The 19,550-nt window shown below is 71.9% G+C and carries 19 protein-coding genes; 7 read left to right on the top strand and 12 right to left on the bottom strand.

What is annotated here, in order from left to right; translation table 11 throughout:
- The first annotated feature begins 5 nt into the window (after nucleotides 1-5).
- The 5 genes from ACZ6BB_RS18935 (at nucleotide 6) to ACZ6BB_RS18955 (ending at nucleotide 5,779) form a co-directional block, all read left to right on the top strand.
- Entirely contained in the window at nucleotides 6-272 is a 267-nt protein-coding gene (locus ACZ6BB_RS18935; RefSeq protein ID WP_471616309.1) for a DUF4235 domain-containing protein, read from the top strand.
- 444 nt (nucleotides 273-716) lie between these two features.
- Nucleotides 717-2,156: a hypothetical protein gene (locus ACZ6BB_RS18940; RefSeq protein ID WP_471616310.1), complete on the top strand. Its 1,440-nt coding sequence runs from the start codon at nucleotides 717-719 to the stop codon at nucleotides 2,154-2,156.
- Nucleotides 2,153-3,340: an ARPP-2 domain-containing protein gene (locus ACZ6BB_RS18945; RefSeq protein WP_471616311.1), complete on the top strand. Its 1,188-nt coding sequence runs from the start codon at nucleotides 2,153-2,155 to the stop codon at nucleotides 3,338-3,340. The genes ACZ6BB_RS18940 and ACZ6BB_RS18945 overlap by 4 nt, the downstream gene beginning before the upstream one ends.
- A gap of 239 nt (nucleotides 3,341-3,579) precedes the next feature.
- Complete coding sequence (locus tag ACZ6BB_RS18950; protein WP_471616312.1) at nucleotides 3,580-4,644, top strand: right-handed parallel beta-helix repeat-containing protein; 1,065 nt, start codon at nucleotides 3,580-3,582, stop codon at nucleotides 4,642-4,644.
- A gap of 43 nt (nucleotides 4,645-4,687) precedes the next feature.
- Nucleotides 4,688-5,779, top strand: a complete 1,092-nt coding sequence (locus ACZ6BB_RS18955; protein ID WP_471616313.1) for a methyltransferase — start codon at nucleotides 4,688-4,690, stop codon at nucleotides 5,777-5,779.
- 55 nt (nucleotides 5,780-5,834) lie between these two features.
- Here ACZ6BB_RS18955 and ACZ6BB_RS18960 read toward each other — a convergent pair whose 3' ends face one another.
- The 8 genes from ACZ6BB_RS18960 to ACZ6BB_RS18995 form a co-directional block, all read right to left on the bottom strand.
- Nucleotides 5,835-6,167 carry a TcmI family type II polyketide cyclase gene (locus ACZ6BB_RS18960; protein ID WP_450937140.1) on the bottom strand — a complete coding sequence of 111 codons (333 nt, stop codon included), beginning with the start codon at nucleotides 6,165-6,167 and terminating at the stop codon, nucleotides 5,835-5,837.
- A 49-nt stretch (nucleotides 6,168-6,216) separates the two neighbouring features.
- Nucleotides 6,217-6,696 (bottom strand): SRPBCC family protein, encoded by a 480-nt coding sequence (locus tag ACZ6BB_RS18965; protein ID WP_013002013.1) that lies wholly within the window; start codon nucleotides 6,694-6,696, stop codon nucleotides 6,217-6,219.
- Nucleotide 6,697: 1 nt separating this feature from the next.
- The gene (locus ACZ6BB_RS18970; protein WP_013002012.1) at nucleotides 6,698-6,955 is read right to left on the bottom strand and encodes an acyl carrier protein; all 258 of its coding nucleotides are present in this window, start codon (nucleotides 6,953-6,955) and stop codon (nucleotides 6,698-6,700) included.
- A 56-nt stretch (nucleotides 6,956-7,011) separates the two neighbouring features.
- Nucleotides 7,012-8,262 (bottom strand): beta-ketoacyl synthase N-terminal-like domain-containing protein, encoded by a 1,251-nt coding sequence (locus ACZ6BB_RS18975; protein WP_471616314.1) that lies wholly within the window; start codon nucleotides 8,260-8,262, stop codon nucleotides 7,012-7,014.
- On the bottom strand, nucleotides 8,259-9,527 hold the full coding sequence (locus ACZ6BB_RS18980) for a beta-ketoacyl-[acyl-carrier-protein] synthase family protein (protein ID WP_471616315.1): 1,269 nt from the start codon (nucleotides 9,525-9,527) through the stop codon (nucleotides 8,259-8,261). Before ACZ6BB_RS18980 ends, ACZ6BB_RS18975 begins: the two co-directional genes overlap by 4 nt.
- Entirely contained in the window at nucleotides 9,524-9,976 is a 453-nt protein-coding gene (locus ACZ6BB_RS18985) for a cupin domain-containing protein (RefSeq protein ID WP_037723184.1), read from the bottom strand. Before ACZ6BB_RS18985 ends, ACZ6BB_RS18980 begins: the two co-directional genes overlap by 4 nt.
- Nucleotides 9,977-10,063: 87 nt before the next feature.
- Nucleotides 10,064-11,218, bottom strand: a complete 1,155-nt coding sequence (locus ACZ6BB_RS18990) for a SchA/CurD-like domain-containing protein (RefSeq protein ID WP_471616316.1) — start codon at nucleotides 11,216-11,218, stop codon at nucleotides 10,064-10,066.
- A gap of 566 nt (nucleotides 11,219-11,784) precedes the next feature.
- On the bottom strand, nucleotides 11,785-13,470 hold the full coding sequence (locus ACZ6BB_RS18995; RefSeq protein WP_471616317.1) for an FAD-dependent oxidoreductase: 1,686 nt from the start codon (nucleotides 13,468-13,470) through the stop codon (nucleotides 11,785-11,787).
- A 223-nt stretch (nucleotides 13,471-13,693) separates the two neighbouring features.
- On the opposite strand from ACZ6BB_RS18995, the gene ACZ6BB_RS19000 reads away from it, so the two are divergent.
- A complete protein-coding gene (locus ACZ6BB_RS19000; protein ID WP_471616318.1) occupies nucleotides 13,694-14,107 on the top strand; it encodes a hypothetical protein in 414 nt (137 codons plus the stop codon).
- Here the strand turns inward: ACZ6BB_RS19000 and ACZ6BB_RS19005 are convergent.
- The gene (locus ACZ6BB_RS19005; RefSeq protein ID WP_471616319.1) at nucleotides 14,080-15,642 is read right to left on the bottom strand and encodes a flavin-containing monooxygenase; all 1,563 of its coding nucleotides are present in this window, start codon (nucleotides 15,640-15,642) and stop codon (nucleotides 14,080-14,082) included. The genes ACZ6BB_RS19000 and ACZ6BB_RS19005 overlap by 28 nt on opposite strands.
- Before the next feature lies 1 nt (nucleotide 15,643).
- Nucleotides 15,644-16,651, bottom strand: a complete 1,008-nt coding sequence (locus ACZ6BB_RS19010; protein WP_471616320.1) for a patatin-like phospholipase family protein — start codon at nucleotides 16,649-16,651, stop codon at nucleotides 15,644-15,646.
- 160 nt (nucleotides 16,652-16,811) lie between these two features.
- On the opposite strand from ACZ6BB_RS19010, the gene ACZ6BB_RS19015 reads away from it, so the two are divergent.
- Nucleotides 16,812-17,420, top strand: coding sequence for a TetR/AcrR family transcriptional regulator (locus tag ACZ6BB_RS19015; protein WP_471616321.1), 609 nt, complete (start codon nucleotides 16,812-16,814; stop codon nucleotides 17,418-17,420).
- Nucleotides 17,421-17,505: 85 nt separating this feature from the next.
- Here ACZ6BB_RS19015 and ACZ6BB_RS19020 read toward each other — a convergent pair whose 3' ends face one another.
- Both ACZ6BB_RS19020 and ACZ6BB_RS19025 read right to left on the bottom strand, forming a co-directional pair.
- Nucleotides 17,506-18,768 carry a sugar ABC transporter permease gene (locus tag ACZ6BB_RS19020; RefSeq protein WP_471616322.1) on the bottom strand — a complete coding sequence of 421 codons (1,263 nt, stop codon included), beginning with the start codon at nucleotides 18,766-18,768 and terminating at the stop codon, nucleotides 17,506-17,508.
- Nucleotides 18,759-19,535: an ATP-binding cassette domain-containing protein gene (locus ACZ6BB_RS19025; RefSeq protein WP_471616323.1), complete on the bottom strand. Its 777-nt coding sequence runs from the start codon at nucleotides 19,533-19,535 to the stop codon at nucleotides 18,759-18,761. Before ACZ6BB_RS19025 ends, ACZ6BB_RS19020 begins: the two co-directional genes overlap by 10 nt.
- Between the last annotated feature and the right edge of the window lie 15 nt (nucleotides 19,536-19,550).

Genomic DNA, 19,550 nt, shown 5'->3' on the forward strand with positions numbered 1-19,550 from the left:
TGGTGATGAAGGTTTCCAAGGTCATCTACAAGCCCGTCGGCCTCGCGCTGGGCGCCGTGAGCGGGGCCCTGGCCGGGGGGTTGTTCAAGCAGGTGTGGAAGAAGCTCGGCCACGACGAGGACGCGCCCGACGCCACCGACGAGGACCGTGCGTGGCACGAGGTCGTGTCGGCGGCCGTCCTGCAGGGTGCGATCTTCGCCGGCGTCAAGGCCGTGGTCGACCGGGGCGGCGCCGTCGCCACGCGTCGCCTGACCGGGGCGTGGCCGGGTTGACGGTCAGCCTCTGCGTCAGCCTCTGCGGGGCGGCCCGGGTCGAGGGGCCGACCGGGTTGCGGTCCGGGGCGGGTGCGGGTTCGGTGGGGCTTCTCGCGCAGTTCCCCGCGCCCCTGTAAGCATCAGGCCCCTGCGGCCTGAAAACCAACGGTCTGCGGGCCTGGAAAGCGTGGGCGTAGCCCCTGCTTTTCAGGCCCCGGTGTCCCAAGCACCCCACTTGCCTGCGGTTGTGGTACCCAGTCCTCGCACATCGTCGGCCTCCTGAGATGCCCGCGTGGAGGCGAGGTGAAGGAAAGCAGTAGAGGGCGTGTGGGCTGCTCTGTTACGGTCCTGGGGCCGGCCGCGGGACTTCGGTGCGACTTCCGGAAAATGCCATGTCAGTATGTTTCGCAGTTCGTGCCCCCATTCCCCGGTCGGCATCCGCACTTGTGAGGAAAGAACGGGATGGATTCGTACGGGGACCTCATCGCAGCCGACGATGTACTGCTCTTCGTCAACGCGGCGACCACCTCCACCGGCCAACGTGAATTCCACAGTGACGCGGGCGAGCAGCGACTGTCCTTGGACTTCCTCCATGCATACATGCTGGGTAACTACCGTGACCTGTACGCCGGAGTACTTGCGCTCGGCATCAACGACCACAACGCGGTCCTCGTCATCAGACAGTTGCTGGAAACCACCCGTGAGGCCACTGCCGACCAGCGTCGCAGCGAGGGCCGACTGATCGCGTGCCGTCTGGCGACGCTGCCGCCACAACGCGTGTACGGGCTGTTCAACGCCTTACGCCGGGCCGGGGTGAACAACCGTCGCACTCGCGCGATCATGCGTGACTGGCTGGCCGCCCGCCCGGACCTGGCGTTCGATGCCGTGAAGTACCGCAGCGGCCTCAACCGAGCCCTTCGCCACGCACACCTGGTCCCTGCCAACGAAGAGCTGGGGGCGTTCGTCTTTGCGCCGCTGACCCGCAAGCACTACGCGACACCTCTCTTGGAGACGTGGCGCCGCGCGCACTACGAGCAGGCCGCCCTGTATGAGCTGCCCTATACGGCTGCCGAGGGCTTCGCCGCCAAGCACAAGATCCCCCGGAAGGTTTTCCTGGAGCGCATAGCCCCGCGGATGACCCGCCTGGAGACCTTGCGGTTGCAGGAGTCCGCGCGCAAGACCGGGATCACAGGAGTACAGGCAGACCTGTCCCGGATGCCGCTGACCCGGTTGGCAACCTATGTGCTTTCGCTGCCGTTCGAGGACCGCGTGCGCCGACGTGCCGAGCTGACCCGCGCCCTGGAATCGGCCGCCGACCGGGTGGCCGGCTCCCACCGGGGGAGCTGGGGCAAGGTCACCGCCGTCCTGGACGACAGCTTTTCCGCCTTCGGTTCGGTTCACAAGCGTCGTCGACCGCTGGCCGTGGCACTGGCCTGCCACTATCTGCTCGCGGCTCTTGCCGGCACCTACACCGGGCTGTGGACGTCCGGGCGGACCGACGCACTGCTGACCCGCCCGTACGGGCCGACGCCGCTGGGCCGGCGGATCCTCGACGCGCTGGACACCACACCATCCAGGCTGGTGATCGTTTCCGACGGGTGGGACAACGCACCTCCTGGCCTGGCCGGCGAGGTGCTGCGCATCTGGCGCACTCGGCTCGACCCCGAGCGCCGCACCAGCGTCGTCCATCTCAACCCCGTCTACGACGCGGCCGATTTCGACGTACGTCGGCTGTCCCCGACGGTGCCCACCGCGGGTATCCGTGACGCCGAGGACCTTCCCGCCCTGGTGGAACTCGCCCAGTTCGCGGAAGGCCGGACCGGCCTGGCCGAACTGGTGACGTACATGAACACCCGTGCCGCTCGCATGCTGAGCCGACACCAGCAGGAGCAGGCGCGATGACCACACTGGACCTGACCGGCCTGACCGCCCGCCCCTCACAGGTCTGGGGTGCCGTCCGTCTGGTGCCGCTCGTACGTGACGAACCTGTCGTCGACCTCCGCCTGCGCCCTCAGCTCTACGGCGGTGCGGCCGGTCTCGTCGAGGTCGGCCCACGCGCTGTCTATACCTCCTACATCCCCCATGGATTCGTCGCTACATGGACTGACGACGGCACGCCGGCAGCCGCCTACGGCACCCAGCTTTCCGCTGACGGCAACGCGGCGCCCGCCGCCACCATGGGCCTGCACATCCACCGCAGGATGGCCCGCCGCCAGGCCAGAGACCGGCTGCGGTTCCTCCCCATGCACCTGGCGCTGGAAGGCTACCTGGCACTGCACTTCGGCGGCCCCTCCATCGCATGGGAGGAGTGGTCGCAGCGTGCGATCAGCCGAGGGCTCTCCCCGCGCGTCGAGGAAGCCTATGTGGGTGCCGAAGTGAGCGGTCTCGCCGACGCGCTGAGCATCTTCGAGATCCACCCCGATCAATGCGGTGTGATGGTCTACGTCGCCGACGCACTCGCGTCCGCCTTCGTGGTCCCGCATCCCGACGACTACCGCGCCCTCCACCCCACACTCCTGCAGGACATGTACGGCGACCTGATCTACACCTACGCCATGCTGATGCCACCGGTACAGGATTTTCGGGCCCGCATCTCCGACTCGCGGATCCGCTCCCTGGCCCACCTGCGCACGGCGGTTGCCGAGCAGGAACATGAGTGGACATGTTTTCACGACACAACCATGGCGGCCGGCCTGCTGGAGCACGCGTATACCTGGCAGGAGGTCTACCGGATGCGGAGCTTCACGCTCTCCCGCTTCCTGCCGCAGTTCCGTCCTCAGCAGGAGAACCACATCGGTGAGGCCATCACCGACCACGAGGGCAGGATCGCCTACCTCAAGACGTTTCGTCTGTCGGAGACCCAGGTCCGTCGCGGTCACCTTCTCAGCAGGCTTGCCGCCAACGACTGGCACCTGGAGAACACCGCACGCGAACTTGGCATCGAGGCCTATCAGTTGGCGATACGCCTGTCGTCTGTCGGCTTCAATTTCCTGCTCCGCCAGGACATTATGGATGGATACCGCAAGCAAGCACGAACCCGGACCGGCCGGGCGCGAAACGATCAACCGGCCCGCAGCGGCACGTAACGGATTCACTGCGGCAGAGCCCCTACCGAGATCACCGTGACCTGCGGCGGACCAGGCAGTCCGGCACCGCCCAGCTCCTGCCCCGCCTCATCGCCCGCCGCAGCGCGGGGAACTGCGCGACCGGCCCCCACTTCATCCGCCCCCGCCCTCGCACCCGTCCTCGTGCCGTGGGGCGCGGGACACGCCGTCGGATGGGCTATCGAGGGTCTTGGGGCGAACCTGGTCATATCTTGCGGAATATGACGAAATGGCATATTGCCTTTGTGGCGAGCATCGCGGCGGTCATCGGGGTGGGGCTCGGGGCCGCCCCGTCGGCCGTCGCCGACCATCACCGGACCCACGTGGTCTTCCCCGGCGAGTCGATCCAGGAGACGGTGGACGCGGCGGCGGCGGGCGACACCGTCCTCGTGGCCTCCGGCACGTACCGGGAGAGCGTCAGGGTGAGCACGGACGGGATCACCCTGCGCGGCATGGGCCGCGGCACCGTCGTCGTGCCTGCCGCGACCAAGCCCGCCGCGGGCTGCGCGGACGGCAACGGCATCTGCGTGACCGGGACCAAGGACCGCAAGGTCAAGGACGTGACCGTCGCCGCCCTGACCGTGGCCGGCTTCACCGGGTCCGGGGTGTTCGCCCAGGACACCGACCGGCTGACCGTACGGCACGTGACCGCCGAGAAGAACGGCGTGTGGGGCATCGCCCAGGAGCGTTCGGTGCGCGGGGTGTTCCGCAAGAACACCGCGCGGGACAACGGCGACGCCGGCCTGTTCCTCGCGAACACCGTCAAGGCCGAGCAGGGCGCCACGGACAGCGGCGGCGCCGTCGTCGCCCACAACCGCCTGGAGGGCAACCGGATCGGGCTCACCGTCCGGCGCCTGCGCAACCTCACCGTCGCGGACAACCACCTCACCGGCAACTGCGCGGGCGTCTTCGTCGTGGGCGACGAGAACATGCCGAGGGCCGGCGCGCTCACCGTGCGCGACAACCTCATCGAGCGGAACAACAAGTCCTGCCCGAAGACCGCGCGGCTCGACGCGCTGCAGGGCACCGGCATCGTGCTGACCGGCGCCGAGGACACCCTGGTGACCCGCAACCGGATCACGGAGAACGCCGGCGCCTCCCCGCTGTCGGGCGGCATCGTCGTCTGGAAGAGCTTCGTGGGCACCACCAGCGAGCGGAACCGGATCACCGACAACGTGCTGGAGGGCAACGCCCCGGCGGACATCGTCAACACGGACACCGCCGGCAAGGGCAACACCTTCACGGGCAACACCTGCACGGCGTCCAGGCCGACGGGCCTGTGCTGACCGGCCCCGGTCGTCCCATGAACGCGAAGAAGGAGGGCGTCGCATGACGACCGCTCAGACCAGACGGGCCACCACCGCGCCGGTGTCCCCGGCCAAGGCCCCGCACCCGGCGCAGGACACCCCGGCGCCCCCGCCCCCCATGCGGTTCAGGGAGCTGGTGTTCGGCGCCGCCTGTGCCGCCGCCCTCCGTGCCGCCGCCCGGCTGGGGGTCGCCGACGCCCTCGGCGACACCCCGCTGTCCGCGGAGGACCTCGCCGCCGCGGTGAAGGCCGAACCGAAGCCGCTGCGACGGCTGTTGCGGGCCCTGTCCTGCTACGGAGTGTTCACCGAACGGCCGGACGGGACGTTCGCGCACACCGACATGTCCCGGCTGCTGCGCGAGGACGATCCGCACAGCCTGCGCGCCATCGCCCTGTGGTGCACCGAGCCGTGGACCTGGGACGCCTGGCCGAAACTGGACGAGGCGGTGCGCTCCGGCCACAACGTCGTCGAGGAGCTGTACGGCAAGGAGTTCTTCGTCTACCTCAACGAGGACGCCCCGGAGTCGGCCGACGTCTTCAACCGCGCCATGACGACCTCCAGCGTGCAGTCCGCGCGGGACGTCGCCGACTTCCTGGACCTGACGGGGAGTTCGTCCGTCGCCGACATCGGCGGGGGACAGGGGCATGTGGTGGCGAGCCTGCTGGAGAAGCACCCGGCGCTGCACGGCACCCTGCTCGACCTGCCGCGCGTAGTGGAGAACGCCGACCCCCGGCTGCGTCCGGGCGGCGCGCTCGCGGACCGCACGCGCGTCGTCCCCGGCGACTGCCGCGAGGCGGTCCCGGTCCGGGCCGACGTGTACGTCATCAAGAACATCCTGGAGTGGGACGACGACAGCACGGTCCGGCTGCTGCGCAACGTCATCGCGACCGGCGGCCCGGGGACCCGGGTCGTGGTCATCGAGAACCTCGTCGACGACTCGCCCTCGATGCGCTTCAGCACCGCCATGGACCTGCTGCTGCTCCTCAACGTCGGCGGGGCCAAGCACACCACCGAGAGCATGACCCGCAGACTGAGGGACGCGGGACTGGTGATCGACGACGTACGCCCGGTCAACGCCTATCTGCACGCGTTCGACTGTCACGTGCCCGGATGACCGTACGGGCCGCCGGCCACGCGTCTCGCGCGTGCCCGGCGGCCCGACGGGGCATTCAGGAGCGGCCGTCCCGCTCCCACCGGTAGAAACGGTTCGCCATCGCGTCCTTCGGCGAACGCCAGGTCGCCGGGTCGTACGCGGTGACGTACGACGACAGCCGTTCGCTGATGGCCTTGAACTCGGGGTGTCCGGCCATCTTCGTGATGACGGGCGTGGGGTCCCGCTCGGACTCGACGAGGTGGATGTAGATGTCGTCGAACTGGAAGAGGCTGCGCCGGGAGACCCCGATGAGGTGCGGCAGTTCACCCCGGTCGGACTCCTCGAAGATCTTGGCGATGTCCGGGGCCGACCCCGGGGCCATCCGGGCGACGATCAGGGACTGGTGCATACGGTGTTCTCCGTCCGGCTCGGTCGGTCGGCGCGCGATCGCTCGGCGCTCAGTCGGTCAGGCCCGGCGCGGCGCCCTGTTCGGCGGCGGCCTTCTCGATGCGGTCCCGGATCAGGGCCATCTGGACCTTGGAGTTCCGGTTGATGTTGTCCGTCATCCAGTCGTCGTCGACCGGCGCGTCGGGCTTCATCGCGAAGTCCTGGGTCCACGTCATCCGGGTGCCGGTGGGGACCTTCTCGTACTCCCACAGGATGTTCATGTAGGCGAAGGGCCCGGTCTCGACGCGGCGGGCCTCCACGCTGAGGGTGTCCCGGTCCGCCTCGCGCTCCGAGACCCAGCTCCACACCTTGCCGTTCTCGTCCGGGTGCATCGTCAGCCGGAACGTCACCCGGTCCCCCTCCCGGGAGAGGATCTCGGCGGTGGCGTACTCGCTGAACAGCCGGGGCCAGTTCGCGACGTCGTTGGTCATGTCCCAGACCAGGTCGACGGGGGCGGCGATGGTGATCTCGTTCTGCGTGTGTCCGGCCATGTCAGGCACCCGCCATCAGCGCGGTGTTGACCTGGTCGAGGAACTGCCGGGGGCTCCGGCTCTTCTCCGCGTCCGGCGGCATCGGTGTGCCGTACCGGTTCTCCAGCTCGCCCACGATGCCGAGCAGACCGAGCGAGTCGATGCCGATGACGTCGAAGCCCGACTCCAGGCGCCGCTGGAGCTCCTCCGGGGTGACGGTGACCCCGGCGGCCTTCTTCATCAGCTCGGACAGCTCTTCCACGGTGATGCGGTCACTCATGCGGTTCTCCTTGGTGGTGCGTCGGTGGTGCGTCGGTGGTGCGTGGTGAGGGGTGGTCAGGAGGCGTCGCCGGGGCCGAGCCGCAGCACCAGCGCCGCGTTCGAGCCCATGAGGCCCCGGCTGAGGACCAGCGCCGTGCGCGGCTCGGCGGCGCGGGCGGTGCCGGTGACGAGGTCGAGGTCGTGGCAGACGTCGAAGACGTTGGGGGTGGGCGGGATCACGCGGTGCTCCATCGCGAGCACGGCCGCCGCGACGTCCAGTACGGCCGCCGCGCCGTTGCCCCGGCCGATGGCGGTCTTCGGCGCCGTGACGGGGACGCGGGTGCCGTGCGCGCCGAGGGCGTCCGTGATCGCCAGCGCCTCCGCACGGTCCGCCGCCGGTACGCCGAGGGCATCGGCGAAGACCACGTCGATCTCCTCCGGGGCGCAGCCGGCCTCGTCCAGGGCGACCCGTATCGCCTCGGCGAGGCCCTCCCGGGACTCCTCCCAGCGGGAGGCGCCGGTGAAGGTGGCCGCGTGGCCCGCGAGGAGGGCCCGCAGGGGCGCGCCCCGCTCCCGGGCCGTGCCCTCGGCCTCCACGACGAGCATCGCGCCGCCCTCGGCGGGGACGAACCCGCAGGCCGCGGCAGTGAACGGCCGGTAGGCGCGGTCCGGGTCGGCCACGGTGCTCAGCTCCGGGTAGCCGAGCTGGCAGACCACCGAGTAGGGGGCGAGCGGCGCCTCGGTCGCGCCGGTCACCATCACGTCGGTGCCGCGCCGCACGGCCCGCGCCGCGTGCGCCACGGCGTCCAGACCGCCCGCCTCGTCGGAGGCGATGACCCCGCAGGGGCCCTTGAAGCCGCGGCGGATGGAGATCTGGCCGGTGCTCGCCGCGTAGAACCAGGCGATGGACTGGTACGGCCCGACGAAGCGGCTTCCCTTGGACCACAGCTGCTGCAGCTCCCGCTGCCCGAACTCGCCGCCGCCGGAGCCGGCCGCGGTGACCACGCCCACCGAGAACGGGGCCGCGTCGGTCTCGGGCCGGTCCAGACGGGCGTCGTCGAGCGCCTGGTCGGCGGCGGCCATCGCGAAGTGCGTGAACCGGTCGGTCTGGACGAGGTAGCGCTCCTCGACCGCCGACGGCGGATCGAAGTTGCGGACCTCGCCCGCCACCTTGAGCGGCAGGTGCTCGCAGCCCTCGCGGGTGACCCGGTCCAGGACGCTGATGCCTTCCCGGGTCGACTTCCAGAACGTCTCGGTGCTCGTTCCGTTGGGCGCGACCACGCCGATTCCGGTGACGGCCGCGCGCCGAGGACGCCGTTCGCTCATCGTGTCTTCTCCCTCGGCAGGCTCATGACCACCGCGGACTGGAACCCGCCGAACCCGCTGCCCACGGAGAGCACGTTGGTCAGCTTCCGCTCGCGGGCGACGCGCGGGACGTAGTCCAGGTCGCACTCGGGGTCCGGGGTCTCGTAGTTCGCGGTGGGCGGGACGACCTGGTGGGCCAGGGCCAGGGCACAGGCGACGACCTCGATCGCGCCGATCGCGCCCAGGGAGTGGCCCACCATGGACTTGATGGAACTCATGGGCGTGTCGTAGGCGTGCGCGCCGAGCGTCCGTTTGACGGCGGCCGTCTCGTGCCGGTCGTTCTGCTTGGTGCCCGAGCCGTGCGCGTTGACGTAGTCGACGGCCGTGCGGTCGAGCCGGGCGTGGTCGAGGGCGTCCTCGATGGCCCGCGCCATCTCCAGGCCCTCACTGGTCAGACCGGTCATGTGGTAGGCGTTGCCGAAGGTGGCGTAGCCCCCGATCTCGCAGTAGATCCGTGCGCCCCTGGCCTTCGCGTGTTCCAGCTCCTCCAGGACGAGTACGGCGCCGCCCTCGCCCATGACGAAGCCGTTGCGGTCGGCGTCGAAGGGGCGCGAGGCGTGGGCCGGGTCGTCGTTGTCGGGGGAGGTGGCCTTGATCGCGTCGAAGCAGGCCATGGTGATCGGGGAGATCGGTGAGTCCGACGCGCCGGCTATGCAGATGTCGGCCCGGCCCTCCTCGATGGTGTGGAAGGCGTACCCGACGGCGTCGAGCCCCGAGGTGCAGCCGGTGGAGACGGTCTGCACCGGCCCGCGTGCCTCGAAGCGTTCCGCGACCGTCGAGGCCAGGGTGCTCGGCGCGAACGCCCGGTGCAGATGCGGACCGGCCTCCCGGTGGTCCACGTCCCAGCGCTGCCCGCCATGGCTGACCAGCACGTAGTCGTGCTCCAGCCGGGTGGTGCCGCCGACCGCGGTGCCCAGGGACACCCCGACCCGCCAGGGGTTCTCCGAGGCGAGGTCGAGGCCGGAGTCCCGTACCGCCTCCTCACCGGCCACCAGGGCGAACTGGATGTACCGGTCGCACCGGGCGATCTGCCCGGCGTCCAGTCCGTGGGCCGCCGGGTCGAAGTCGCATTCGGCGGCGATCCGCGAACGCAGCCCGGACGGGTCGAAGAAGGTGATGCCGCGTGTCGCCGTGCGACCGTCGGCCAGCAGGTCCCAGAACGCCGGGACACCGATGCCGCCCGGAGCGACGATGCCTATGCCGGTGACCGCCACGCGCCTGGTCATGAGCGGACCTGAGGCCGCTCGGCCCGTCCGGCGTGGGCCGCCTCCACCGGGATCGGTACGCCGTTCGCGTCCTCGGTGTCGACGTGGCCGAGCGGCGGGCTCGGGGCCAGCGGGCCGAGGTGGAAGACCATGCGGGCCTCCACGTTGCCGACGTTGCGGAAGCGGTGCCGCATGTGGGCGGGGATCAACAGCCCCTGCTCGGGCTGGAGCGGGTGGGCCTCGCCGTCGAGGTCCACCTCCAGCTGCCCGCAGATGACGTAGATGAACTCCTCGGAGTACGGGTGGTAGTGCTCGGCGATGCGGTCGCCGGGCGCCACGATGGCCACGCCCATGAAACCGCTGGTGGAGCCGACGGTGGAGGGGGTCAGCATGGCGCGCAGATCGCCGCCGCGCCGGGTGTTGGGCTCGACCTCGCTGACATCCACGATGCCGGGATGGCGATTGATCACGACGTTCCTCCGAACATGAGCTGGGTCGGGCGGATGCGGGAGTCGGGGCCGTGCGCGGTGGGCGGGCACGGCCCCCCGGGCCGGGGATCAGGCGTCGGGCGCCCGGCGGTCGGTGACGAGTTCCATGCGGGCGACCGTGAGCAGGCGGGCGGGGGCGCCCTCCCTCGGCGAGCCGTCCGCGCCGAGTGCGCCGCCGTCCAGCAGCGCCGTCAGTTCGGCCGCGCGGGCGCGGTCGGTGAGACCGAGCACGGGGCCGGGGTCGTTGTCGATGCCGCCGCGCACGTCGACCAGCCGCACCACGATGTCGTCGCGCTGGAAGATCGTGCTGCGCAGCACCGGCCCCTGCGGGTCGTCCGCCGCGGCCTCGTCCTGCCGGGCGAGCAGTTCGGCCAGCCGCAGACCGCAGCCCTCGCGGGCCGGGTAGTACAGCGCGTGCCGTACGGCGTCCGGGCTCTCCTGGCCGGCCGTCACATGGTGGACGGCGGGCAGCGCCGCGCGGGTGAAGAAGACCCGGGCGGAGTCGGGGTCGTCCAGGTCCCGGTCCTGCTCCAGATAGGGGTTGATGGCCTCCTCGACGGCCCGCACCTCGGGCTGCCGGGCGACGTGCCGCAGCGCGGCGAGCAGGTCGCCCCGCACCTCGACGGCGCGGACCACCCGGTTGCCGTGCATGAACAGGGAGGTGCGGCACAGGCGGGTGGTGTCGTCGACCTTCGGGTCCGGCGCGGCGTAGTCGGCGAGGATCCGGGCGACCTTCTCCTCGCTGCCCGGCTTGACCGTGAAGGTGAGCGCGTGCCGGATCAGTCCGTCACCGATGCGGGGCGAGGTCTGCAGCCGGCGCTTGCCGGTCTCGGCCTCCACGGCCGGGCCGCCGGTCTCGCGGACGATGTGGAAGCGCAGCGAGCGGGTGTCCCGGACGCAGTTGTGCAGCGGCTTCACCATCTCCACGTGCTCCTCGCTGTTCACCCAGGTGAGGAACGGCGGGGCGCTCTCCCACTCACTGGTGATCAGCCACTGGGAGGGGTTCTCGATGGACTGGCACAGTTGGTCGCTGACATGCCCGGGGACCGACGCGACCTGGTTGCACAGCTGCTCGTACGCCTCCAGGAACTGCTGCTGGGCGCCGTCGTAGACGTCCACGAGGAGGACGACACGGAGCCGGGAGCCGTCGAAGACGGACTGGGAGACCCGCTGCGACACCTGTCGCTTCAGCGTCTCCGTAAGACGTTCGGACGTGGTGGTCATCCTGCGCACATCTCCTCGGTGGGGGGCGGGGACGGACGAACGTCGGCCGGTTCGGCGTGACGTCGGCGTGCCTCGATCCTGGGCCCGCCCCTTCCGGCGCGCGACTCGTATGCACTGCGCGGGTGACCGGTGCGCCGCCCGGGTGACCGCCTCTCCGGGACCGCCGCGCGGGGCTCCGGCGGCGGTGGTGTCGGGGGCGGCGCGGGTCGGGTGGTGCTTCGGGCCGGAGCTGCGGCTGCTCCGCCGTGGCGGTGGCGAACGGGCCGGATACGGCCGACGGGCGGGCGCGCGGGCGGGCGGTCTGTGTCACCGGTCGGCGTCGGCGGTCGGCGGTCGGCGTCGGCGGTAGCCGTCGGGCCGTCGGTGGTGGGGCGGGTCCGGTTCGCCCGATCTCCGTGTGCGTCCCCGTTGCCCAGCCTCGGCGGCGCGGCCCTGCGGATTCGACGCAGCGTCAAATGCTCTGCAACGCAACCGGTGTGATGTGCAGTCAGTTCTCCGTACGCGCACACGAAGCGGCCGGCCGGACCCGGAGCGCCCCCGGGGCCGGCCGGCCGTGTGAGATGGGATCAGTCCGTCGCCAACAAGCTGGTCAGGACCTCGCTCAGTGTGGACTCGGGGTCCGGGACCGCCCCCGGCGACCGCCATGCCACGAACCCGTCGGGCCGTACGAGGACCGCGCCCGAGGGCGTCGTCCCGTGGGCGGCCGCCCAGTCCGTCTCGCCCTCCGGGGCCAGCTCGGCGTCCGGCCCCGTGCCGAACCGGTACGAGGTCAGGGGGACGGACATGCTCTCGGCGAGGCGGAGCGCGGCCGCGTGCCAGCCACCCGCAGCGCCGGTGTCCCCGTCGCTGAGCAGGACGAGGGAGCGCTCGTACAGGTCCAGGGTGGAGATGCTGTCGCCCCGGTGCCGTACCGCCAGATGGGGGGCCCGGCTGCCGGGTTCGCCGGTCAGGTCGAGGCGTTCCGGGACGACCGGCGCCATGGGGTCGGTGCCGAGGACGGCTCCCTGGGGGTAGCGGTAGCCGAGGGCCACGTCGAGGATGCCGCGCTGCGGACCCCCGCCCCCGCCGACGCCCGGGGCCGGGGCGAAACCGGGGTGGCTGTGCTCGACCGAGCGGGCGGCGGCACGGGCGCTGGTGGCCTGCGCGACCGGGCGGCGCTCGGCGTCGTACGAGTCCAGCAGAGCCTCGCCGGCCCAGCCGCCGAGCACCGCCGCGAGCTTCCAGGCGAGGTTGTGCGCGTCCTGGATACCGGTGTTGGAGCCGAAGGCCCCTGTGGGGGACATCTCGTGGGCGGAGTCGCCGGCCAGGAAGACGCGTCCCGACCGGTAGCCGCGGGCGACGCGCTGGGCCGCGTGCCAGGGGGCCTTGCCGGTGATCCGGACGTCGAGGTCGGCGACCCCGACCGCGCGGCGGATGTGCTCGACGCACCGTTCCTCGGTGAACTCCTCCAGGGTTTCGCCGTGTTCGGGGTGCCAGGGCAGGTGGAAGACCCAGTTCTCCCGGTTGTCCACGGGCAGCAGCGCCCCGTCGGCCTCGGGGTTCGTCAGGTAGCAGACGATGAAGCGGCGCTCGCCCACGACCTCGGCGAGGTCGCGGGAGCGGAAGGTGACGCTGACGTTGTGGAAGAGGTCGCCGGGGCCGCTCTGGCCGATGCCGAGCTGTTCGCGGACGGGGCTGCGGGGGCCGTCGGCGGCGATGAGGTACTGCGCGCGGACGGTGGTGTGCTCGCCCGTCTCCCGGCTCTTGACGACCGCGGTGACACCGGAGCGGTCGCTGTCGAACGACATCATCTCGGTGGAGTACCGCAGATCGCCGCCGAGCCGCTCGGCGTGCTCGAACAGCACCGGCTCCAGGTCGTTCTGGCTGCACAGGCACCAGGAACTGGGGCTGAACCGGGCGAGCCCGCCGCCCGCGTCGATCTCCTTGAACAGCCACTCGCCCGCGTCGCCGACCAGGGTGGGCGTCTGCAGGATGCCGTGGTTGCCGGCGAGCGTGGCGGCGGCCCGCCGGATGCCCTTCTCGACGCCGGCGGTCCGGAACACCTCCATCGTGCGGACGTTGTTGCCCCGGCCGCGCGGGTGGATGGAGGTGCCGGCGTGCCGCTCCACCAGCATGTGCGGCACCCCGAGCCTGCCCAGGAACACCGAGGCCGACAGGCCGACGAGGGACCCCCCGACGATCAGGACCGGGACCTCGTGGGTCGCGGTACCGGTGGGACCGTTCCGGTCCGGGCTCTGTCTCATCGCGTTCATCGCTCAACTCCAGCGTGTCGTGTCCGCCGACTCGGCCGGATACGGCCGGGGGCTTCATCCATGCCCCGCGCCACGGACCAGGGCCCAGGCTTCACCCGCTTAGGGGGCAGGCCCCGCCCGGCACCCGTCCGGCCCGCCTCCGGCCCTCGTCCGCTCAGGTACTCGGGTGCGGATGAGTACGTGTGCTCTGTCCGGCCGAGGGGCGCGACGGGAGGCTGGGGTCATGAACCAGCGACTCCTGAGATCCGTCTCCCCCCTGCTGCCGGCCCTGGTGACGACCGTGGCCTCCCTGACGACGTGGGCCGCCTGGCTGGGCTGGGACCAGCTGCGTGATGTGCACCCCGACGGTTCGTCGACCGGCCCGTACGAGGCGTGGCAGGTGATCGGCCTGGTGCTGACCCTGCTGGTCCCGGTGGTCTGGGCGGCGTCCCGGCGGCACATCGCGAGCGCCGTCGTCGGCACCACGGCCGGTCTGGCCGTGGCCTCCTTCTACGACTGGTCGGACGACGCCAGCGGCCTCTTCGTCATCGGCGTCATGATGGTGACGGTGGGGACCGCCGCCGTGACCACGGGCCTGTCCTTCCTGGTCGCGGCCCTCTGGCGGCGGCCTCAGCCGCCGGTGCCCGTCACGGCGTAGGCCTCGGGGTCGAACCGTGCCAGCCGCCGCCGCATCCGGCCCGTGGACCACGGCCAGCTGAAGCTGTTGACGCCGTTGTCGTCGTGGTAGTAGCTGGAGCAGCCGCCCGCGTCGTAGACGGTGGACGGCAGCGCCTGCCGCACCTCGGCGTTGAAGGCGGCCTGTACCTCGGGCCGTACGTCCATGCTGGTCAGGCCCGCCGAGCGGAAGTGGCGCACCGCGCCCGCCACATAGTCGAGCTGGGCTTCGAGGACCGCGTACGCGGAGGAGTGGCCGGTGCCGAGATGCGGGCCGAGGAGGACGAACGCGTTGGGGAAGCCGGTGACGGTGGTGCCGAGGTAGGCGTCCGGGCTGCCTTTCCAGTGGTCGTCGAGGTCGGCCCCGTCCGCGTCGAACACGCGGTGGGCGATGGGCATGTCGAGGATGTGGAAGCCGGTGCCGAGGATGATCGTGTCGACCTCCGCGCTGCTGCCGTCGGCGCCGAGGACCCGGCTGCCCTCGACGGCCCGCACCGCCGTGGCGTGCACGGTGACGCCGGGCCTGGTCAGCGCCGGATAGTAGGTGTTGGAGAACAGCAGACGCTTGCAGCCCAGGGTGTAGTCGGGGGTCAGCGCCCGACGCAGTGCCGGGTCCCTGACGGTGGCCCGGAGGTGGAGCGTGCCGGCCTTCTGCACGGCCCGCAGGAGGGCCGGGTGGCGGAAGCCGACGCCGAGGGTCTCCAGCGCCGCGTACTCGGCCCGGCGCAGGGCCCGTTGGGCCGCGGGGAGGTTCCGCAGCAGCCATCGTTCGGCGCGCGGCACCGGGTGGTCGGGCTTGGGCAGTACCCACTGGGCGGTGCGCTGGAACAGGTGCAGCCGCCCGACGCGGGGCTGGATCGCGGGCACGAACTGCACGGCGGAGGCGCCGCTGCCGACGACGGCCACCCGGGCGCCGGTGAGATCGTGGTCGTGGCGCCAGCGCGAGGAGTGGAAGACCTCGCCGGGGAAGCCGGCGAGGCCGGGCAGGTCGGGGAGCCGGGGTTCGTGCCAGGGTCCGGCCGCGGCTATCAGGAACCGGGCGGTGTAGCGGTCGCGGCTGGTCTCGACGTGCCAGCGGGCGTCGGCCCGGTTCCACTGCGCCCGGGTGACCTCGGTGCCGTAGCGGATGAGCGGGGTGATGCCGTACGCGTCCGCCGTGTCGCGGAGGTAGGCGCGGATCTCGGGCTGGCCGGCGAAGGCCCGCGTCCACTCGGGGTTGGGCGCGAAGGAGTACGAGTACAGGGCGGAGGGCACGTCGCAGGCGCAGCCCGGGTAGGTGTTGTCGCGCCAGGTGCCGCCCAGGTCGTCCGCCTTCTCGACGAGGACCAGATCGCGCACTCCCGCCTCGCGGAGTCTCACGGCGGCGCCGATGCCGGAGAGACCACTGCCGATGATCAGCGCCTCGACGTGGTGGGTCTCGCGGGTGACGGTGGCGGTGGTGGCCGGACTGCCGGGATTTTCGGGGGGCGCGGGACGCTCGGGGCTGTCGGGGCTGTAGGGGGTTTCGGGCCGGGTCATCTCAGGCTCCTGTCCGGGCGGGGCCGGCGTCGGTGGCGTCGGCATGGCCCACGGCGGCACGGACGAGGGCGCGTGTGGTGCGCAGGGCGGTCTCCAGGACCGCCGGGCGGCGGCGGGGGTCCATGAAGTTGCCGCCCATCACCTCCAGGTCCGCGGCGGTGGGTTCGATGCGGACGACCCGGGTGCCCGCAGCCCGCAGCGCGGTGCACTCCGCGTCGAGCGTGCGGGTCATGACCCGGCGCAGCAGTGCCTCCACCCGGCCGAGCCCCCGGCGCGGTCCGGGGGAGCGCGAGCTCATCGGCGCGACGACGTACACCTCGTCGAGCCCGCTCGGGACCAGCAGGTCGGCGGAGGCGGTGGAGAGGATGCCGCCGTCGGCGTACCGCCGGCCCCCGACACGCACGGGCGGGAACCAGCCCGGCACCGCCCAGGACGCCCGGAGCGCGTCCCGCAGGGCGGCCGGCGGGGTGTCGGGGTGGCCGAAGACGGTACGGCGTCCGGTGTCGAAGTCGGTGGCCACCAGCCAGGTCGCCGGATGCCGCACCCACTGGCCGGGCGGGACCAGCGCGTCGGCGAGGGCCACCAGCCGGCGGGCGTCGCCGCGGCCCTGGGGCAGCAGACCGGACAGCCCGGCCAGTACGGGAGCGGTGCGCCCCAGCGCGTGGCGGGCCAGGCCGGGCGATCCGAGGAAGGCCGCCGGCCGGGGCGGCAGCGCCCGGGGCGGGGCGGCGACATGCCGGAGGAGTTCCGGACGGGCGTCCTCCAGGCCCAGCTGCGCGGCCAGCAGCTCCTCCACGCCGACACCGGCACCGAGCAGCGCGGCCACCTCGGCCCCGGCGGAGGTCCCCACCAGGACCTCGGCGTCGCGCGGGTCCCAGCCGGTGGCCCGCTGGAGCGAGTGCAGGGCGGCGGTCGTCCAGGCCGCGCCGAGTGTTCCTCCGCAGCCCAGCACCAGGCCCCGGGAGGGGGTCGTCCGGGCCGGGGTCGTTCGTGTGCTCGTCGCGGTCACTGAGGTCTCTCCGCCCATTCGGGATACCGACGAGATCCGGATACTAGCGGTATCCGAAAGCGGTGGACAGTCCGTGCCGGAGATAGGATCCGGGGGCTGGGAAAGTGCGCGACCGCGCCGGGTTCTTCAGAACCGCGCAGGACGGGAGAGGGAGCGAGACATGGCCCGCCTCAGCCGCGTCGAGAGCCAGGAACGCACGCGGGAGCGGCTCGTCGCCACGGCGCGGCAGCTGTTCCTCTCCCACGGTTACGCCGCCACCTCGCTCAGCGACGTCGCGGAGACGGCCGGCTACTCCAAGGGCGCCGTCTACTCCAACTTCCGCGGCAAGGGCCATCTGTGCCTCGCCGCCCTCGACGACATCCGGGCCGAGCAGCTGGCGCTGCTCACGGACGCCGTCCTGGGCGAGGCCGGGATCGACGAGCGCCTGGCGGCCTTCGCCGGGTGGGCCGAGGCGCACATCGGCGACGAGGCATGGACGACGCTGGAGGTCGAGTTCCTCACCAGCGCGCGGCACGACGCCGAGCTGCGGGGCGAGATCACCGCGCGCGTCGGCGTGATCCGCGAGGCGCTCGCCCAGCTGCTCGACGCGCTCGCCGCGGAGCTGGGCGTCACTCCGGCCATGCCCGCGGACCGGGCCGCGGCGGCCCTGCTCAGCCTGGGCATCGGCCTCGGCGTCCAGCGCGTCGCCGACCCGACCGTACCCACCGCCGTCCTGACCGAGACCCTGCGACTGGTCCTGCGGATGGACGGGACGGCCACCGCCGGGTGAGCGGTGATCACCTGATCACCGGTCCCGGTGCGAGGCCGCTCCCGCTCCGGCCGGAACGCGTCGCGGCCGGCGGCCCCGGGTGCCGTCAGGCCCGCCCCCGGGACTCCGCCGCGCGGCGGGCCAGCGAGTCGAAGACCACCGCGATGAGCAGCACCCCGCCGGTGATCATGAACTGCACCGCCGGCTGGACCCCCAGCAGGGCCATGCCCGAGGCGATCGACTGGATGATGAGCACCCCCAGCAGCGCCGACCAGGTCGAGCCGCGCCCTCCGAAGAGACTGGTGCCGCCGATGACGGCGGCGGCGATGGCGTTGATCAGCAGCATGCCGGAGCCCGGGACCTGGGTCGCCGAGGTGAGCCGGGAGGCGACGAACAGACCGCCGACCGCGGCCAGGGTCCCCGACACCAGGAACACCGAGATCCGTACGCGCGAGACGTCGACGCCGGACCGCCGCGCCGCCTCCACGCCGCTGCCCAGCGCGAGGACCTGCCGGCCGTACACCGTGCGGCGCAGCAGGAGGTCCGAGGCGACGATGACCCCGAGGAAGATCAGCAGCGCGAGCGGCAGCCCCTCGAACCGGTCCAGCACGAAGACCGTGGCGAACGAGACCGCCGCGAGCAGCGCCGCACGCATCCAGATCTCGCCCCTCGCCCGGCAGGGCATCCCGGCGGCGGCGCGGCGCCGCCGGTCGCGGTGGCACAGCAGGAGGTACACGGCCGGGCCGAGCGCCGCCAGGCCGTAGGTGACGGCCGGGGAGCCGAAGGACCGGGTGGTCAGCTCGGCGACCAGCCCGTCGTCGCTGAAGCTGATGGAGCTCTCCGGTCCCAGCAGGTAGAGCATCAGGCCGTTCCAGGCCAGCAGACCCGCCAGGGTGACCACGAACGCGGGCACACCGATCCGGGTGAAGATGAACCCGTGGAGGGCCCCGGCAGCGGCCCCGCAGCCCACCGCGACGAGCACGGCGAGCCCTTCCGGCATGCCGTGGTTCACGTTCAGTGCCGCGAACATGGCACCGGAGAGCCCGGCCAACGAGCCCACCGAGAGATCGAGTTCGCCGATCAGCAGCACGAAGACGACGCCGACGGCGACCATGCCGGTGCCGACGATCTCCACGCTGAGGACGGACAGGTTGCGCGGCGAGAGGAAGTTCTCGTTGAGGCTCTGGAAGACGGTCCAGGTCACGGCGAGAGCGAGCAGGGCCGGCGCCGGGCCCAGCCCGCCCGCGTGCACCCTGCGGCGCACGGCACGGGCGTACGCGCGGGGGCGGTCGCCGTACCACCGGCGTCCGCTCTCCCGCCGGCTCTCCGTCTCCCCGTCGTCGTCCCGGCCGCTCCCCCTCACGGCCATGTCTCCTCCGGGTCGGTGGTCCGATGGTCGGCGGTGTTGTCCACCGCGCCGGTGATGGAGGAGATGATCTGCTCCTGGGAGGTCGTGCTCACGTTGAACAGACCGTTGTTGCGGCCGAGGCGCAGGACGGCGATCCGGTCGGCGACGGCCTTGATGTCCCCCATGTTGTGGCTGATGAGGAGCACCCCGGTGCCCCGGTCGCGCAGCTCCTCGATGAGGTCGAGGAGCTGGTTGGTCTGTTCGAGGCCCAGGGAGGCGGTGGGTTCGTCGAGCAGCAGCAGACGGGGCGCGCTGATGAACGAGCGGGTGATCGCGACGACCTGGCGCTGTCCGCCGGACAGCGTGGCGAGCGGCACCCGCACATCGGGGATGCGGATGGAGAGGGTGCGCAGCAGCTCACGGGTCCGGCGCTCCATCTCCACCTCGTCGAGGACGCCGTACCGGTGGATCTCCCGGCCGAGGAAGAGGTTGCCGACGACGTCGAGGTTCCCGCACATCGCGAGGTCCTGGTAGACGGCCGCGATGCCGAGGAGCTGGGCGTCCTGGGGGCGGCGGATCTGGACGGCGGTGCCCTCCCACTCGATGACGCCCCGGTCGGCGGGCCCGACCCCGGAGATCACCTTGACCAGGGTGGACTTCCCGGCCGCGTTGTCGCCCACCAGGGCGACCACCTCCCCGGCCCTGATCTCCAGTTCGACGTCCACCAGCGCCTGGACGGCGGCGAAGCGCTTGGACACGCCACGCAGGGCCAGCAAGGGCTGAACCACCGGGCCACCTCCTGG

The organism is Streptomyces sp. NPDC041108 (genome assembly GCF_055592645.1).

Bases quoted from the DNA above. Each gene is read 5' to 3' on its own strand.
- ACZ6BB_RS19020 (WP_471616322.1), bottom strand. From the start codon at position 18,768: ATGGCCGTGAGGGGGAGCGGCCGGGACGACGACGGGGAGACGGAGAGC.
- ACZ6BB_RS18975 (WP_471616314.1), bottom strand. From the start codon at position 8,262: ATGAGCGAACGGCGTCCTCGGCGCGCGGCCGTCACCGGAATCGGCGTG.
- ACZ6BB_RS18980 (WP_471616315.1), bottom strand. From the start codon at position 9,527: ATGACCAGGCGCGTGGCGGTCACCGGCATAGGCATCGTCGCTCCGGGC.
- ACZ6BB_RS18935 (WP_471616309.1), top strand. From the start codon at position 6: ATGAAGGTTTCCAAGGTCATCTACAAGCCCGTCGGCCTCGCGCTGGGC.
- ACZ6BB_RS18950 (WP_471616312.1), top strand. From the start codon at position 3,580: ATGACGAAATGGCATATTGCCTTTGTGGCGAGCATCGCGGCGGTCATC.
- ACZ6BB_RS18965 (WP_013002013.1), bottom strand. From the start codon at position 6,696: ATGGCCGGACACACGCAGAACGAGATCACCATCGCCGCCCCCGTCGAC.
- ACZ6BB_RS18940 (WP_471616310.1), top strand. From the start codon at position 717: ATGGATTCGTACGGGGACCTCATCGCAGCCGACGATGTACTGCTCTTC.
- ACZ6BB_RS18945 (WP_471616311.1), top strand. From the start codon at position 2,153: ATGACCACACTGGACCTGACCGGCCTGACCGCCCGCCCCTCACAGGTC.
- ACZ6BB_RS18990 (WP_471616316.1), bottom strand. From the start codon at position 11,218: ATGACCACCACGTCCGAACGTCTTACGGAGACGCTGAAGCGACAGGTG.
- ACZ6BB_RS18970 (WP_013002012.1), bottom strand. From the start codon at position 6,955: ATGAGTGACCGCATCACCGTGGAAGAGCTGTCCGAGCTGATGAAGAAG.
- ACZ6BB_RS19000 (WP_471616318.1), top strand. From the start codon at position 13,694: ATGAACCAGCGACTCCTGAGATCCGTCTCCCCCCTGCTGCCGGCCCTG.
- ACZ6BB_RS18955 (WP_471616313.1), top strand. From the start codon at position 4,688: ATGACGACCGCTCAGACCAGACGGGCCACCACCGCGCCGGTGTCCCCG.
- ACZ6BB_RS18960 (WP_450937140.1), bottom strand. From the start codon at position 6,167: ATGCACCAGTCCCTGATCGTCGCCCGGATGGCCCCGGGGTCGGCCCCG.
- ACZ6BB_RS18995 (WP_471616317.1), bottom strand. From the start codon at position 13,470: ATGAACGCGATGAGACAGAGCCCGGACCGGAACGGTCCCACCGGTACC.
- ACZ6BB_RS19005 (WP_471616319.1), bottom strand. From the start codon at position 15,642: ATGACCCGGCCCGAAACCCCCTACAGCCCCGACAGCCCCGAGCGTCCC.
- ACZ6BB_RS19015 (WP_471616321.1), top strand. From the start codon at position 16,812: ATGGCCCGCCTCAGCCGCGTCGAGAGCCAGGAACGCACGCGGGAGCGG.